A 15,066-nucleotide genomic window follows, 5' to 3' on the forward strand; every position below is an offset into this window, starting at 1 on the left:
GGGCCAATCGCGGAGAGGGACGTTCAGAGCAACATTTGAGGTTCCAGGTCAGCGCCGTCAGGCCGGGCGGGTCAGTGCGAAACGCCCCCGGCGAGCCGGGCCCGCAGCGCCGGATGGTCGGCGACCACCGTCGCCGAACCGGGCGCGATCTCGGTGAATCCGGCGTCCCGGACCACCGGCAGCCCGCTCCCGCTCAGTTCGGCCCACCGCTCGCGCGCTGCCGTCCGTACCGCCAGCCGGAATCCGGAATCCTGCCAGGCGGTGCGCTCCGGGCCGGTCAGCTCCCACCAGGCCAGCTGCGCGGCGTGTCCGGCCTGGGCCATCGCCTTGCCGGCGGACATCTCCAGGTCCGGGTTGAGCCACAGCACCGGAATTCCGGGCGCGGCCGCGGCGACCGGCTCCGGGTCGTCCAGGTCGGTCCCCGAGACCTGGAGCTTGGCGAGCTCCTTGGGCCAGCCGTCCAACGGCACCGGCGGGAAGACCCGTACCTCCGCCATGTCACCGTGCACCGTGACACCGGGCAGGGTCCCGGCCTTGCGCCACTCCGCCCCGCGCGCCCGCCGCACCACCTTCCGGATCCGTGCGTCCTGCCAGTCCCGGACCGCCCCGGCCCACTCGCCCTCGCCGTCGCCCTCGCCCTGCGCCCGTTCGTCGGTCAGCAGGACCAGTACGGCCCGGGCCGCCGTCTCCAGCGCGTCCGTCCGGGCGGGCGGCTGCGCCTTCTCGATCCGCACGACCAGCGGCAGCACGAACTGCGGCGCCTCGTCGCGCGCGATGCGCTCCTGCCGGAACGGGCTGTCCGCCCCGAGCGTGTGCATGTCTGCGGGGCCGTCTGAAGTGTGGTTCCGGTGCTGGCTGCTCATCCCGCCAAGGATGCCAGGCTCCGCCTTCAGGATGATGCTGAGGGGGCCCGGGCCGGGTGAGGATCGAGGTCATGAAGAGCGACCTTTTTGCGTCCGAGAACCTGGCCCGGCCGGCCGCCGCCCCGGGCATGACCCTGCAGAACGCCAAGTCCGTGAAGTACACCGTCAACGGTGAAATGCTCGCCCGCCAGGGCTCGATGGTCGCCTTCCGGGGGAACCTCCAGTTCGAGCGCAAGGGCCAGGGCATAGGCGGCATGCTCAAGCGCGCCGTCACCGGTGAGGGCCTCGCGCTGATGTCCGTACGCGGGCAGGGCGAGGCCTGGTTCGCGCACCAGGCCGGCCACTGCTTCATCATCGACTTCGAGCCCGGCGACTCCCTGACCATCAGCGGCCGCAACGTGCTGTGCTTCGACCCCACGCTCGCCTACGAGATAAAGATGCTGAAGGGCGCCGGCATGACCGGCGGCGGCCTCTTCAACAGCCTCTTCACCGGCACCGGCAAGCTCGCCGTGGTCTGCGACGGCCACCCGATCATCATCCCGGTCACCGCCCAGAACCCCGTGTACGTGGACACCGACGCGGTGGTCGGCTGGAGCTCGCAGCTGGAGACGGGCCTGCACCGCTCCCAGTCGGTCGGCTCGATGATCCGCGGCGGCTCCGGCGAGGCCGTCCAGCTGATGCTGCGCGGCGAGGGCTTCGTCATCGTCCGCCCCAGCGAGGTGACCGAGACGGCGGCGGCCCACTGAAACTCGACCGTGTGGGCCGGCGCTACGGGCTGCGGCGGCCCTGGGTGCTGCGCGGGGTCGCCCTGGAGCTGCCGCCCGGCGCGCTCGTCCGCATCGAGGGCCGCAACGGCGGCGGCAAGTCCACCCTGCTGCGGATCATCGCGGGGATCGACACCCCGTCCGAGGGCCGCATCACGGGCCGGCCGCGCCGCACGGCGTACGTGCCCGAGCGCTTCCCGGCGGCGCTGCCGCTGACCGCGACGGCTTACCTGACCCACATGGGCCGGGTGCACGGCCTCCGGCGCGCGCAGGCGGCTGGGGCGGCGGCCCACTGGCTGGAGCGGTTCGGGGCCGCCGCCCACGCGCACACCCCGCTGGCCGAACTCTCCAAGGGCAGCAGCCAGAAGGTGGCCGTCGCCCAGGCGCTGCTCGCCGAGCCCGGGCTGCTCGTCCTCGACGAGGCCTGGACCGGGCTCGACACCGCCGCCCGCGCCGAACTGGACCGGGCCGTCGCCGAGCGGACCGCCGCCGGGGGCACCGTGGTCTTCGTCGACCACGACCCGGCGCGGCTCGCCGGCGCGGCCGACGCGCACCACCGGGTCGAGGGGGCCGCGCTGGTTCCCGTACGGGAGCCCGCCGACGCGGGGGCGTACGTACGGATCGAGGCCGCCGGGCCGCCGGGCGCCGAGCCGCCCCCGGGGCTGGCCGCCGCGCCCGCGCCCGGCGGGGGCCTGCTGCTGACGGTGCCCGCGGCCCGCTCCGACGCGGTGCTGCGCGAACTGCTCACCGCGCCCGCGCCCTGGCACATCCGCGCCGTGGAGGAACTGCCGTGACCGGCCTGCTGCGTTACCAGTGCGCGCTGCTGCTGCGCTCCCAGCGGTGGATCGCCCCGCTCCTCCTGCACGCGGCCTTCCTGGCCGCCGGGGTGCGGCCGGGCGACCCGCTGCTGGACTCGCTGGGCTTCGCGGCCGCCGGGCTGGTCCCGATCACCGCCTGGCTGGTCCGGGTCTGCGTCACCAACGAGCCCGACGCCGCCCGCGACTGCGCGGCCGCCGCGGCCGGTCCCGTACGGGTGCACGCGGCGGCCCTGCTCACCGCGCTGGGCGGGGCGCTGCTCGCCGGGGCCGCGGGCACGGCGGCCGTGCTGCTGATCGGCGACTTCGGCCGGGCGGAACACGTGGAGCCGGAGACCGCCGCCGTCGCCGGGGTGCTGGCGGCCCTCGCGTGTGCGCTGACCGGCGCGGCCGTGGGGGCGCTGTGCAGCCGGCCGCTGCTGCGCTCGACGGGGGTCGCGGTGCTGGCGGGCGGCCTGGGCTCCCTGCTGGCCTGGGGCGTCTCCGGCTCCCCGGCGCGCAGCGCGGTGACGGCGCTGGTGGAGGGTTCCCGGGCGCACGCCGTGACGCTGCCGGTGGCGGCCTTCGCGGGGGCGCTGGCGCTGGCCTGCGCGGCCGGTGCCGTGGCCTGCCTCGTCGCCGCGCGGCGGGGCTGAGTACGCTCGAAGGCATGGACGAAGTGGACGCGCCCGCCGGAACCGAGTCGTACTGCCCAGCCCCGGCGGCGCCCGCGGGGCGGGTGGCCGGGCCGCCGTACGCGGACTGCGTGGAGTGCGGCAAGCCCACCGAGTACGGGGTCGCGACCCCCGGCCGGGTGCTGTGCCCGGTGTGCGAGTGGCAGGACGCGCAGCGCTCGGCCTGCTCCGGCTGAGGCAGCGCCGCCCCCGCCTACTTCCCGATGAGCTCGGAGACCTTCACGAAGCGGTAGCCGCGCCCCCGCAGCCCCGGGACGATCTTCCGGATCGCCTCCTCGGTGACGGGGGCCGCGCTGCGCGTGCAGTGCATGACCACCACCGAGCCGGGCTTCACCCCGGCGAGGACCTGCTCGGCCACCGCGTCCGGGTCCTTGGCGAAGGCGTCCCCGCTGACCACGTCCCACTGGACGGCCGTGACCTTGGCCGTGGAGACGGCCCGCAGCGCCTGGTCGTCGTAGCAGCCGCCGGGGAAGCGGAAGTACGGGACCGTGTTGACCGCGCCGGCCGTACGGAAGGCGGCGAAGGCCCGGTCCACATCGGCCCGGGCGGCGGCCGCGTCGAGCGCGGGGAGCCCGTAGCAGGGCGACGTGAAGGCGTGGTGGCTGTACGAGTGGTTCGCGATCTCGAAGTTCGGGTCGGTGCCGATGGCCTTGGCCTGGTCCGGGTACTCCTCGGCCCAGCGGCCGGTCATGAAGATCGTCGAGGGCACCTTGAGCGTGCGCAGGGTCGCGATGAGCTGGGGGTTGTCGAAGTGCTCCCCGCCCGCGGCGCGCGGCCCCTGGTCGGAGGTCATGTCGGCGTCGAAGGTCAGCGCGACGGTCTTGTCGGTTTGCTGCTTCGCCCGCTCGAAGACCGGGGTCAGGCCGTTCGGGCCGGGTGCCAGGGTCGGGGCCTTGGCGGGCGGCGGGGCGGCGGCCGGGGAGGAGCCGGCCGCCTGCGGCGTGCCGGCCGAGGCACCGGAGGACGGCGGGGCGGAGGCCCCGGGGGTGCCCATACGGGCGGCCTGGTTGCCGGAACCGGAGCCGGATGCGGAGGTGCCGCCGCCGCCTCCGCATCCGGCGAGGGCGGTGCAGAGAGCGGCACTGAGGGCGGCCGCGACCGCCACATTGCGCACAGAAAGGGTCACGGACGCAAAATATATGACCATCTGCCAAGCGGACCGCAGCGGCGCCGGGGCGGGCATACGAATCGCCCGCCCGTGTGACGGGCATCAGGTCCGCAGCAGCCGGGCGCGGCTCTCCTCCACGTCGAAACCGGCCGCGGGGTAGCGCGGATCCAGCTCCTCCAGATGCTCCAGCAGCAGCTTGCTGATCGCCCAGTTGCGGTACCACTTCCGGTCCGCGGGGACGACGTACCAGGGCGCGGCGTCGATGGAGCAGCGCTCCAGGGCCAGCTCGTACGCGTGCCGGTACTCGGGCCACAGGGCGCGCTCGTCGATGTCGCCCGAGTTGAACTTCCAGTGCTTGTCGGGGTTGTCGAGCCGCGCCAGCAGCCGCTCGCGCTGCCCCTCGTAGCTGATGTGGAGGAAGACCTTCACCAGGGTGACGTCGTCGTCCGCGAGGGACTGCTCGAAGCGGTTGATCTGGGCGTAGCGGCGGTTCAGCTGACTGCGCGACACCAGCTCGCGGACGCGGGCGATGAGGACGTCCTCGTAGTGCGAGCGGTCGAAGATGCCGATCTCGCCCGGCACGGGGAGGGCCCTCCTGACGCGCCAGAGGAAGGGGTGCTCCAGCTCCTCCTGCGTGGGGGCCTTGAACGACCGGATCCGGCAGCCGGAGGGGTTGAACAGGCCGATCACGTGCTTCACCGTGCCGCCCTTGCCGCTGGTGTCCATGCCCTGGAGGACGAGCAGGACGCGGCGGCGGTCGCCGGCGGTGCTGGCCGCGTACAGCCGTTCCTGGAGGGAGGCGAGCGGCGCGGCCAGCCGTGCGGTGGCGGCGATGCCGGCGGCCTTGCCGGCCGGGCCGCCGGGGGTCGCGGCGGGGTCGAAGGCGTCGAGGTCGAGGCGCTCACCGGCGGGGGCGCGCAGCAGCGGGCGCAGGGGGACGTCCTTCTTCTTGTCGTTCTTGTTCTTCCCGCTCTCCTTGGCCACTGCCGCCACCTACCCCGATCCGGTCGATTCCCTCCGATCCTCCATCACATCCGACGGGGTCGCGAGGGCACGGCCGCCGGGTCAGTGCCAGGGGCCCGTCACGGCGAAGGTGGTCCCCGGGGTGTAGGCGTTGACGTACATCGTCCGCCCGTCGGGGGAGAAGGTGACCCCGGCGAACTCGCCCCACTCCGGGGCCCCGGGCCGGCCGATGTCGTCGGCGTTGCGGGCCATCGGGTAGACCCCGCCGCCCGGCGTGACGCCGAAGACGTACTGGGCCCCTCCGCCGTCCTCGCACACCATCAGGCCGCCGTCCGGGGCCAGGCAGATGTTGTCGGGGGAGTCCCCGGGCAGCCGGATGTCGGTGGCCGGGCCGAAGAGCACGTCCAGGCGGATCGTGGAGCGCCGAGGGTCGTGGAACCAGACCTGGCCGTGGTGGTCGGCGGGCGCGCCTTCGAGGCGGCGGGCGTAGCTGGAGACGAAGTGGACGCCGCCGTCGCCCCAGTAGCAGCCCTCCAGCTTCTGCGCGTGGGTGATCCCGCCCGGCCCGAAGTCCTGGAACCGGATGGGGGTGCCGTTCGCCGTGGGGTCCGGTACGGGGACCCACTCGACCGTGAACTCGGCGCCGGGCTCGTCCACGACGGAGAGGTCGGGCAGTCCCGGGACGCGCAGGGCGTGGAGGGCGCCCCCGGCGCGCAGGGAGCCGGGGCCGGCGAGGGGCCGCGCGGGCAGGAACCGGTAGAAGAGCCCGAACGGCTCGATGAAGGCGTCCTCGGTCTCGTAGACGGTCCCGCGGTACGGGTCGACGGCGACGGCCTCGTGCGCGAAGCGGCCCATCGCGGTGAGCGGGACGGCGCCGGAGCGGTGCGGGTCGGCGGGGTCGACCTCGAAGACGTAGCCGTGGTCCTTGGTGTAACCGGAGGTCCCGGCCGGGTCCTCGGTCTCCTCGCAGCTGAGCCAGGTGTTCCAGGGGGTGCGGCCGCCGGCGCAGTTGACGGCGGTTCCGGCGAGGGCGACGCGCTCGGACGTGACGCCGCCGCCGGGGTCGAGGTCGAGGAGGGTGCAGCCGCCGAGGGCGTGGGGGTCGTACGTGAGGCCGTCGACGGCGGGGACGCGGAGGGCGGCGGTGGTGCGGTTCTCGTGGTTGCGGACGAGACGGACACGGCCGGAGCCCGCGTCGAAGGCGGCCATGCCGTCGCAGTTGGCCGGTACGGGGCCTTCGCCGGAGCGGAGGGGGTCGCCGGCGCGGGAGAGCACGCGGTAGCGGAAGCCGGCGGGGAGGTCGAGGAGCCCCCGGGGGTCGGGGAGCAGCGGGCCGTACCCCCGGCGGGACGGCGGGAGGGCGCGGGAGCTGCCGGCGAAGAGGGAGCCGAGGGTTCCGCTGAAGGCGATGGTGGCGAGCAGGGTGCGGCGGGTGACGGACATCGGCGGCTCCCGGGGCGAGGGGGGTGACGGGCCCGTGTTACCACGTGCCCCGGCCCCCCTCCCCCGGACGCGCCGAGCCCGGGAACCGTTAGATCAGCTCCGCGCTCAGGGTGATCGTCGTGCCCGTCAGGGCCTGGCTGACCGGGCAGTTCTTCTTCGCGTCCTCGGCCGCGGCGGCGAAGCCCTCCGCGTCCAGGCCGGGGACCTCGGCGCGGACCGTCAGGTGGATGCCCGTGATGCCCTCGCCGGGCTGGAAAGTCACGTCCGCCTTGGTCTCCACCCGGGTGGGCGGGGTGCCGGCGCCGTCGAGGCCGTGCGAGAGGGCCATCGAGTAGCAGCTGGAGTGCGCGGCGGCGATGAGCTCTTCCGGGCTGGTCTTGCCGTTCGCGGCCTCGGCGCGCGAGGGCCAGGAGACGTCGAACGAACCCCGACCCGAGGAGTCGAGGGTGACGACGCCGGAACCCTTGAGCAGGTTGCCTTCCCAGTTGGTGTGCGCGGTACGCGTGGTGGCCATCGTGGATCCCTTCGGAGGAAGTGGGGAACTGCCGGACCGTCCCGGTGATGGGTCGGGCCGGCGTCCCCAAACCTACTGGGACACCAGGGGTTTCGCGTCGCGTGCCAGTGCGGTGAGCCTCGAGATGGCCCGGAAGTACTTCTTGCGGTAGCCGCCGTTCAGCATTTCTTCACTGAACAGGCGGTCGAAGGGGACTCCGGACGCCAGGACCGGTATCTCCCGGTCGTACAGCCGGTCCGCCAGGACCACGAGCCGCAGCGCCGTCGACTGGTCCGGGACCGGGCCGACGTCGGTCAGGCAGACCGCCGCTATGCCGTCCGTGAGGGCGCCGTACCGGCTGGGGTGGACCCGGGCCAGGTGCTCCAGCAGCCCAGGGAAGTCGTCCAGGCTCGCGCCCTCGGTCGCGTACGCGGCCTTCGTCACCTGCTCGTCCGAGAACGGCGCCGGCGCCTCCGGCAGGCCGCGGTGGCGGTAGTCCTGGCCGTCGATGCGCAGCGGGCGGAAGTGCGCCGAGAGCCCCTGGATCTCGCGCAGGAAGTCCGCGGCGGCGAACCGGCCCTCGCCGAGCTTGCCGGGCAGGGTGTTGGAAGTGGCGGCCAGCGCCACGCCCTGCTCGACGAGCCGGCTCAGCAGCGAGGAGACGAGGACGGTGTCGCCCGGGTCGTCCAGTTCGAACTCGTCGATGCACAGGAGGCGGTGGCCGCCCAGGGTCTGGACCGTCTGCTGGAAGCCGAGCGCGCCGACCAGGTTGGTCAGCTCCACGAAGGTGCCGAAGGCCTTGAGCGCGGGCTCGGCCGGGGTGGCGTGCCAGAGGGAGGCCAGCAGGTGCGTCTTGCCGACGCCGTAGCCGCCGTCGAGGTAGACCCCGCGCGGGGCGGTGGACACCGGGGCCTTCTTCGCGAACCAGCGGCGCTTGCCGCCGCCGCTCGCATGGGATCCGCCCAGCCCGGCGGCGAAGCCGCTGAGCACGGTGACGGCCTCGGACTGGCTCGGCTGACCGGGGTCCGGGTCGTACGTGTCGAAGCGCACCGAGTCGAATCGCGGCGGCGGCACCATCTCGGCCACCAGCCGCTCGGCGGGCACCCGCGGCTCGCGAGCGCACAGGGCCTGCGGGCCGGCGTCGGCCGGGTCGGCTATCGGGGGTCGCCCGTAGGTGGATCCGGAGGTGGAGAGTGATGTTGACACAGCTCTTAACTCTACGGGGCGTGGCACACTGCACCGATGCGACGCCTGTTCCCTGTGACCGATCAGACATCGGCCGACCAGACATCGGCCCCCGCGGACCGCACTGACCGCGAGTGGTCGCTGGACGAGCTGGCGGAGGCGTACGCGTACCCCGCGCTCGGCCCGCAGGGCCACTGGCTGCGCGCCAACATGGTCTCCACCCTGGACGGCGCGGCCCAGCACGACGGGCGCTCGCAGCCGATCTCCAGCGAGACCGACATGCGGATCTTCGGCACCCTGCGGGCGCTGGCCGACGTGGTGGTCGTCGGCGCCGAAACGGTTCGCCAGGAGGGGTACCGGCCGGCCCGCGCCCGGGAGGCCTTCGCGGCCCGGCGTGCGGCCGCCGGGCAGGGCCCCGCGCCCGCCATCGCGGTGGTCACGGCCGGCCTGGACCTGGACTTCTCCCTGCCGCTGTTCACCTCCCCCCTCGTGCCGACCCTCGTGGTGACCGGCGCGGCCGCACCCGCCGATCGGGTGGCGGCGGCCGCCGCGGCCGGGGCCGAGGTCGTACTGGCGGGCGACGGAGCGACCGTGGATCCGGCCCGGATCGTGACGGAGCTCGCGGCCCGGGGGCTGCGCCGCCAGCTCACCGAGGGCGGGCCCCGGCTGCTGGGGCAGTTCGTGGCCGCCGACGCGCTGGACGAGCTGTGCCTGACGATCTCGCCGATGCTGGCCGCGGGCGGGGCCCAGCGCATCTCCGGAGGGCCCCCCGTGGCCGTGCCGCACCGCCTGGCGCCCGCCTCCCTACTGGAAGAGGCCGGGTTCCTCTACACGAGCTACCGTCGGATCTGACAAGGGGCGGAATTTGTTGTTCCGCTTAGCTTCCGGTGGGCACATACCTGGGCAGATATGTCCACGCAGGGCCCCGTGTGAGAGCGGGGCAGGATGGTTTCCGCAGGGGCCGGCCGACCGGCCCCGGCCCATGAAGGAGAGGGCGTCCGTGTTCACGAGCGTATTGATGATCGAGCAGCCGCTGACCAGCGTCGACGTGGACTTCGTCACCAGCCTCCACGGGGACGACCCGGTCTCCTTCCTCGTCCTCATGCAGCCCCGGGGCGACCAGGACCGGCTGCTGCGCGCCATCGACGACGTGGCACTCGGCGAGCTCCCCGAGGCGCTCCACGAGGCCGACGTACCCGAGGGCAGGGCTGCCCGCGGCCCGGCCGACCAGGCCCTCGTCCTCTCCCTGGAGGCCCTGCGCAAGAAGGGCGCCAAGGCCAGCGGGGAGATCATCGAGGACCACCCGCTCGACAAACTCAAGGCCGTCGTGGAGGAGTCGAACGCCGACGAGGTGATCGTCCTGACCGCCCCGCACTTCGTCGAGGAGTTCTTCCACCGGGACTGGGCCTCCCGCGCGCGCCACAAGGTCGGGGTTCCGGTGCTCAAGCTCTTCGCCCACAACGAATAGGCTGGCGTCCGACACACGCGCCGGGGCGACGGCGGACGACGGTCCGCACCGCCCGCACCCCCGACGCGACCGACCCGTACCGCTCCGTACCGACCCGCACCCTGGGGAGATCCCGTATGACGCCGCCCGGCCTGCCGAACGCCATGGAACGCCCGCACTTCATCGGCATCGGCGGCGCCGGCATGTCCGGCATCGCGAAGATCCTCGCCCAGCGCGGCGCGCAGGTCGCCGGCAGCGACGCCAAGGACTCCGAGACCGCCCAGGCGCTGCGCGCCCACGGCGCCACGGTCCACATCGGGCACGCGGCCGAGCACCTGGCCTCCGACGCCACCTGCGTCGTCGTCTCCAGCGCCATCCGCGCCGACAACCCGGAGCTGGCGCGCGCCGCCGAGCTCGGCGTCCCCGTCGTGCACCGCTCCGACGCCCTGGCCGGCCTGATGGACGGCCTGCGGCCGATCGCGGTCGCCGGTACGCACGGCAAGACCACCACCACCTCGATGCTGGCGGTGTCCCTGTCGGCCCTGGGCCTGGACCCCTCGTACGCCATCGGCGGGGACCTGGACGCACCCGGCTCCAACGCCCACCACGGCGAGGGCGATATCTTCGTGGCGGAGGCGGACGAGAGCGACCGCAGCTTCCACAAGTACACCCCGCAGGTCGCGATCATCCTCAACGCGGAGCTCGACCACCACGCGAACTACGCGTCGATGGACGAGATCTACGAGTCCTTCGAGACCTTCGTCGGCAAGATCGTGCCCGGCGGCACCCTGGTCGTCGCCCACGGCCAGGAGGGCGCCGCCGAGATCGCCGCCCGGGTCCGCGGCACCGAGGACCTCAACCTCGTCACGTACGGCGAGGAGGAGGGCGCCGACGTCCGGATCACGAAGATCACCCCGCGCGGTCTGACCAGCGAGGTCACCGTGGTCATCGACGGCCGGATGCTCACCTTCACCGTCTCCGTGCCCGGCCGCCACTACGCGCACAACGCCGTCGCCGCGCTCGCCGCCGGCGTCGCCCTCGGCATCCCGGTGCACAACCTGGCCTCCGCCCTCGGCAAGTACACCGGAGTCAAGCGCCGCCTCCAGCTCAAGGGCGAGGCCTCGGGCGTGCAGGTCATCGACTCCTACGCGCACCACCCGACCGAGATGACCGCCGACCTGGAGGCCATCCGCGGCGCCGCCGGGGACTCCCGCATCCTGGTCGTCTTCCAGCCGCACCTCTTCTCCCGCACCCAGGAGCTGGGCAAGGAGATGGGCCAGGCCCTGGCCCTCGCCGACTCCGCCGTGGTCCTCGACATCTACCCGGCCCGCGAGGACCCGATCCCCGGCATCACCAGCGAGATCATCATCGCGGCCGCCCGCAGCGCCGGCGCCGACGTCACGGCCGAGCACGACAAGGCCGAGGTCGCCGACGTCATCGCGGGAATGGCGAAGCCCGGTGATTTCGTTCTCACCATGGGCGCGGGCGACGTCACGGACCTCGGTCCGGCGATCCTCGCCCGCCTGACGGACTGAGAACGAGGGAGCGGGAGAGTCATGTCGTACGAGGTCGAGAAGACGGACGAGCAGTGGCAGGCGGAGCTGACGCCGTCCGAGTACCAGGTGCTGCGCCTGGCCGGCACCGAGCCGGCCTTCCGCGGTGAGTACACCGACACCAAGACGGAGGGCGTCTACTCCTGTCGCGCCTGCGGCTCCGAGCTCTTCCGCTCCACCGAGAAGTTCGAGTCGCACTGCGGCTGGCCGTCCTTCTACGACCCGAAGGACTCCGACGCCGTCGAGCTGAAGGCGGACGTCTCGCACGGGATGGTCCGCACCGAGGTCCTCTGCGCGAAGTGCGGCTCCCACCTCGGGCACGTGTTCGAGGGCGAGGGCTATCCCACGCCCACCGACCAGCGCTACTGCATCAACTCCATCTCGCTGCGCCTGACCCCCGACGAGGGCTGACGCCGGCGGGGACCGCCCCGGTCCGGTTCACCCCGCGCCGCGGGGCTGGATCAGGCCGAGGTCCGCGAACATCCCGCGGCACCAGGCCAGGGCGGTGTCCAGGTCGCGCCACTGCGGATGGTCGGGCTCCAGGTACGGGAAGACGTACGGGTCGGTGATCCCGTCGGGCAGGTCCGACGGGCGGCACGGCTGGGGGATGCCGTACTGGGCGGCCTTCAGCAGGGCGGCGGTCCCGGCGTCCCCGCCGTCCCACACCGCGAACCACAGCCGGCGCAGCATGGCCGGGTGGGCGACGGCGAAGATCAGCCGGCCGACGTCGAGGGGCTCGCCGGACGAGATCACCCGGGCCACCGCGGAGCACGGCTCGGCGTCCCGCCGCACCCGGGTCGTGAAGCCCGACCAGATCTCCACCCCGTGCCCGGCCTCGACGATGGCCGCGCACAGGGCCGCGAGCGCCAGCCCCCGGTTGCGGATCCGGTCGTGGGGCGTGGTGTGGTCGTACACGGACGGGATCAGGAAGGTCACCACCTTCCCCTGCCGCGAGACGCGCCGGGGCACCGAGTCCACCATGCACTCCGGTTCCCCGGCGAGGTAGGCGCCGATGTCCACCTCGCTGCCGGTCACGTCCCACACCGGCTCCAGCGAGACGACGGGCGTCCCGAGACCGGCCCGCTCCCGCAGGGCGCCGACGGTGATCTCCTGCTCCTGGAGCGGGACGTGCCATCCGTCGACCGCCAGCCGCAGCGCCTCCTCCCAGGTCGCCCCGGCCCACTCGGTCCGGCCGTGGCGTCCCGAGCCGTTCGGGATGCTCTCGGGGAGCTGGGCCGCGTCGAGGAACTCCTGCCAGGACAGCATCGGCGCGAGCACGCGCCCCGTCACGACGCGGACTCCCGGCCGGCCTCCGGGCCGTCCAGGCCCAGCGCCGTGCGGTGGGCGGCGGACAGGCCGCGCGTCACCCGCCACCGCAGCGCCTGGTCCAGGCTCGCACCGGCCTCCAGCAGCTTGGCCCCGTCGATCCCGGCGCGCGGCGAGAACGCCAGCGGCAGCCGCTTCTCCGCCGCGACGGCCCGCAGCTTGCGGACCTCCTGGAGGAGCCGGCGCGCGTCGTCCGGCCGGGAGGGGGCGTTCGCCAGCACCAGCCGGTACTCCAGCCGGGTGTCGATCGGCACGTCGATCACCGTGAACCGGTCGAGCGTGGCGGCGTCCAGCGCCTGCCGTCCGACGTACTGGTGGTCGCCGCCGTGGCCGTACGTATTGGCCGTCGCGATCAGCAGGAAGTCCTCGTGGGCGGCCACCATCCCGTCGGCGAAGGCGCAGGTGCGCAGGGCGAGGGCCTGGTTCAGCTCGCCGAGCAGGCCGGGATGGCCGTTGTCGAGTTCGTCGAGCAGCATCACGCCGCCGTGCTCGAACGCCCGGCGGAACGGGGTGTCGTGGTAGTGGCCGTGCGCGTCGAAGTAGCCGAACACCTTGCTCATGGGGGTGGTCGGCCCCAGCGAGAGGGCCTGGAGGTCGAGGCCGAGGGCCTGCGCCGCGTGCGTGGCCATCATCGACTTGCCGGTGCCGGCGGGCCCGACGAGCAGGACGTGGCACCGCGCGTGCAGCGCGAGCAGCAGTTCGGGGAGCACCCGGTGGGTGTCCGCGTCGAGTTCGACGGTGGGCCGGGCCGGGAGCGTCACGTGGACGACGGGCGGGGTGAAGTCGGCGAGTACCTTCGCCACTTCCTCGTGCACGGTACGCACGAACTCCGGCCGCGCGGCCAGCACCGCGTCACGCGAGGACTGCGCGGCGAGGGCGCGGACCACGCTCTCGTCCTTGTCGCGGCGGGCGGCGAGCACGGCCTCGACCGCGCGCAGGGCGGCGCGGGCGATCACCCGCTCCTGGGACTCGCCGGCGGCCTTCTTCGCGGCCTCGGCGGCGAGCAAGCCGGTCTTCTCCGTCACTTCCCGTACGAGATCGGCCCGTTCGCCTGCGAGGGCGGCGCGGACGGCCCGGGACACCGAGGCCTCCTCCCACCGTACGAAGACGTCGTGGGCGACCTGGTTCGCTATCTTCTCCACTTCGGTTCTCATGGTGGCCCGCAACCCTGTCTCCTCCACAACCGCGGCGAGGTGCGGCACGCGTGGCCCTGCGGGGCCGTGCCGCAGGCTCCGGGAGGAGCCGCCCGGGGGGACGCGCGGCGGTCCGGTCACGGTTCCGTGTAGGGGACCGCTAGATGAGGCTGTGGCGGACGGCACAGGCGACGGCGTGGGCCCGGTTGCGGGCCTGGAGGCGGGACATGAGCTCGTAGATCACGTTCTTGATCGTGTGCTCCGAGCAGGACAGGGTGCGGGCGATCACCGCGTTTCCGTGGCCCTCCGCCATCAGCGTGAGCACCGCGGTCTGGCGGGCCGTGAGCCGGGGGGCGTCCGGCGGGGCCGTCGCGGTGCGGGCGGCCGGGGTGCTCGCGCAGGGGGCTCCGGGGGAGGCGGCTCCGGCGGAGGTGGCCGCGCCGAGCAGGCGGACCAGGGCCGGGTAGGGCATCCGGCCGTCCCCGGCCTGGCGCAGCAGGCTCAGCCGGTCCGGGGCCGAGGGGATCCGTACGGGCGCGAAGTCGTGCGCCTCTCGCACCTCATACGTCTCGTGTATCTCGCGTGTCTCGCGTGTCTCGCGAGTCAGTTCGGCGACGGCGCTCACAGCAGACCCACCCGCATCGCGTAGGCAACCGCGTGCGCGCGGTTGCGCAGCCGGAACCGCTGGGTGATGTCGTGGACGACGCTCGTCACGGTCCGCGGCGAGTAACACAGCTGCTTGGCTATCTCGTTCGTCTCGTGGCCGTCGGCGACCAGCCGCAGCACGCTGCGCTCCCGGTCGCTCAGGCCCGCCGCCGCCCACGGGTCCGTGGACCCGTCGGCGCCGCCGCCCGCCCGGCCGCCGGCGCCGGAGCGCTCCAGCAGCCGGTCCAGGAGGTCCGGCGGCAGCGTGCAGTCGCCGCGGGAGGCGGCCAGTACGGCGCGCGAGAGGCGGGTGACGTCCGCCTCGCGGCGGCGCAGCAGCCCTCGGGCGCCGGCCGCGATGGCGTGCAGGGCGCCGTCGGGCGCCAACTCGCCCGCCACCAGCACCACATCGGGGCGGGCCGGGGTGTCGCGGACGGTGCGCAGGACGTCGAGCTCGGGCCGGCCGACCTGGTCCACGGTCATGACCACGACCCGCGGGGCCTCGCCCGGGGTGGTCAGGGACACCTCGGGGCAGGCGAACAGGGTGCTCTTGGTTCCGGCTTCCAGCACGGGGTCGAATGCGACGACGTCTACAGGGACGGGTACTCCCACCAGGTCCTCCGATGATCATCCGCCGGCCGGGGTGCCGGACAG

At 73.7% G+C, this 15,066-nt stretch carries 18 protein-coding genes; 8 read left to right on the top strand and 10 right to left on the bottom strand.

Going from position 1 to position 15,066, the window contains the following annotated elements:
* Positions 1-71: 71 nt before the first annotated feature.
* Positions 72-818, bottom strand: a complete 747-nt coding sequence (locus IF02_RS0107290) for an aminoacyl-tRNA hydrolase (RefSeq protein WP_234318126.1) — start codon at positions 816-818, stop codon at positions 72-74.
* A 116-nt stretch (positions 819-934) separates the two neighbouring features.
* Here IF02_RS0107290 and IF02_RS0107295 point away from each other — a divergent pair, with 116 nt between their 5' ends.
* The 4 genes from IF02_RS0107295 to IF02_RS0107310 are packed head-to-tail and all read left to right on the top strand — an operon-like array spanning position 935 to position 3,292.
* The gene (locus IF02_RS0107295) at positions 935-1,609 is read left to right on the top strand and encodes an AIM24 family protein (protein ID WP_030154563.1); all 675 of its coding nucleotides are present in this window, start codon (positions 935-937) and stop codon (positions 1,607-1,609) included.
* Positions 1,606-2,421, top strand: a complete 816-nt coding sequence (locus tag IF02_RS0107300) for an ABC transporter ATP-binding protein (protein WP_030154637.1) — start codon at positions 1,606-1,608, stop codon at positions 2,419-2,421. Before IF02_RS0107295 ends, IF02_RS0107300 begins: the two co-directional genes overlap by 4 nt.
* Positions 2,418-3,077: a hypothetical protein gene (locus IF02_RS0107305; protein ID WP_030154565.1), complete on the top strand. Its 660-nt coding sequence runs from the start codon at positions 2,418-2,420 to the stop codon at positions 3,075-3,077. Before IF02_RS0107300 ends, IF02_RS0107305 begins: the two co-directional genes overlap by 4 nt.
* Positions 3,078-3,091: 14 nt before the next feature.
* Positions 3,092-3,292, top strand: coding sequence for a hypothetical protein (locus IF02_RS0107310; protein ID WP_030154567.1), 201 nt, complete (start codon positions 3,092-3,094; stop codon positions 3,290-3,292).
* A 17-nt stretch (positions 3,293-3,309) separates the two neighbouring features.
* Here IF02_RS0107310 and IF02_RS0107315 read toward each other — a convergent pair whose 3' ends face one another.
* From IF02_RS0107315 to zapE, 5 genes are all read right to left on the bottom strand, one after another.
* A complete protein-coding gene (locus tag IF02_RS0107315; RefSeq protein WP_030154569.1) occupies positions 3,310-4,242 on the bottom strand; it encodes a polysaccharide deacetylase family protein in 933 nt (310 codons plus the stop codon).
* An 84-nt stretch (positions 4,243-4,326) separates the two neighbouring features.
* On the bottom strand, positions 4,327-5,208 hold the full coding sequence (locus tag IF02_RS0107320; RefSeq protein WP_030154570.1) for a PPK2 family polyphosphate kinase: 882 nt from the start codon (positions 5,206-5,208) through the stop codon (positions 4,327-4,329).
* Positions 5,209-5,289: 81 nt separating this feature from the next.
* A complete protein-coding gene (locus tag IF02_RS0107325; protein ID WP_030154572.1) occupies positions 5,290-6,630 on the bottom strand; it encodes an alkaline phosphatase PhoX in 1,341 nt (446 codons plus the stop codon).
* Between the two features lie 88 nt (positions 6,631-6,718).
* A complete protein-coding gene (locus tag IF02_RS0107330) occupies positions 6,719-7,144 on the bottom strand; it encodes an OsmC family protein (protein WP_030154574.1) in 426 nt (141 codons plus the stop codon).
* Positions 7,145-7,216: 72 nt separating this feature from the next.
* On the bottom strand, positions 7,217-8,281 hold the full coding sequence (zapE, locus tag IF02_RS0107335; RefSeq protein WP_420708108.1) for a cell division protein ZapE: 1,065 nt from the start codon (positions 8,279-8,281) through the stop codon (positions 7,217-7,219).
* An 84-nt stretch (positions 8,282-8,365) separates the two neighbouring features.
* Here zapE and IF02_RS0107340 point away from each other — a divergent pair, with 84 nt between their 5' ends.
* The 4 genes from IF02_RS0107340 (at position 8,366) to msrB (ending at position 11,719) form a co-directional block, all read left to right on the top strand.
* Positions 8,366-9,160: a pyrimidine reductase family protein gene (locus IF02_RS0107340; RefSeq protein WP_030154578.1), complete on the top strand. Its 795-nt coding sequence runs from the start codon at positions 8,366-8,368 to the stop codon at positions 9,158-9,160.
* A 130-nt stretch (positions 9,161-9,290) separates the two neighbouring features.
* Positions 9,291-9,776 carry an indole-3-glycerol phosphate synthase gene (locus IF02_RS0107345; RefSeq protein ID WP_078621936.1) on the top strand — a complete coding sequence of 162 codons (486 nt, stop codon included), beginning with the start codon at positions 9,291-9,293 and terminating at the stop codon, positions 9,774-9,776.
* Positions 9,777-9,892: 116 nt separating this feature from the next.
* Positions 9,893-11,290 carry a UDP-N-acetylmuramate--L-alanine ligase gene (gene murC, locus IF02_RS0107350; protein ID WP_030154581.1) on the top strand — a complete coding sequence of 466 codons (1,398 nt, stop codon included), beginning with the start codon at positions 9,893-9,895 and terminating at the stop codon, positions 11,288-11,290.
* Between the two features lie 21 nt (positions 11,291-11,311).
* Complete coding sequence (gene msrB, locus IF02_RS0107355; protein WP_030154583.1) at positions 11,312-11,719, top strand: peptide-methionine (R)-S-oxide reductase MsrB; 408 nt, start codon at positions 11,312-11,314, stop codon at positions 11,717-11,719.
* 27 nt (positions 11,720-11,746) lie between these two features.
* On the opposite strand, the gene IF02_RS0107360 is transcribed toward msrB, so the two are convergent.
* From IF02_RS0107360 to IF02_RS0107375, 4 genes are all read right to left on the bottom strand, one after another.
* Positions 11,747-12,598 (bottom strand): DUF7192 family protein, encoded by an 852-nt coding sequence (locus IF02_RS0107360; RefSeq protein ID WP_030154585.1) that lies wholly within the window; start codon positions 12,596-12,598, stop codon positions 11,747-11,749.
* Positions 12,595-13,788 (bottom strand): AAA family ATPase, encoded by a 1,194-nt coding sequence (locus IF02_RS0107365; protein ID WP_078621937.1) that lies wholly within the window; start codon positions 13,786-13,788, stop codon positions 12,595-12,597. The genes IF02_RS0107360 and IF02_RS0107365 overlap by 4 nt, the downstream gene beginning before the upstream one ends.
* Before the next feature lie 139 nt (positions 13,789-13,927).
* Positions 13,928-14,326 carry a helix-turn-helix transcriptional regulator gene (locus IF02_RS35880; protein ID WP_267880911.1) on the bottom strand — a complete coding sequence of 133 codons (399 nt, stop codon included), beginning with the start codon at positions 14,324-14,326 and terminating at the stop codon, positions 13,928-13,930.
* 62 nt (positions 14,327-14,388) lie between these two features.
* On the bottom strand, positions 14,389-15,024 hold the full coding sequence (locus IF02_RS0107375; RefSeq protein WP_030154590.1) for a helix-turn-helix transcriptional regulator: 636 nt from the start codon (positions 15,022-15,024) through the stop codon (positions 14,389-14,391).
* Positions 15,025-15,066: the final 42 nt, after the last annotated feature.

Origin of the sequence: Streptomyces sp. NRRL S-244 (genome assembly GCF_000717915.1) — a bacterium.
Lineage (GTDB): Bacteria > Actinomycetota > Actinomycetes > Streptomycetales > Streptomycetaceae > Streptomyces.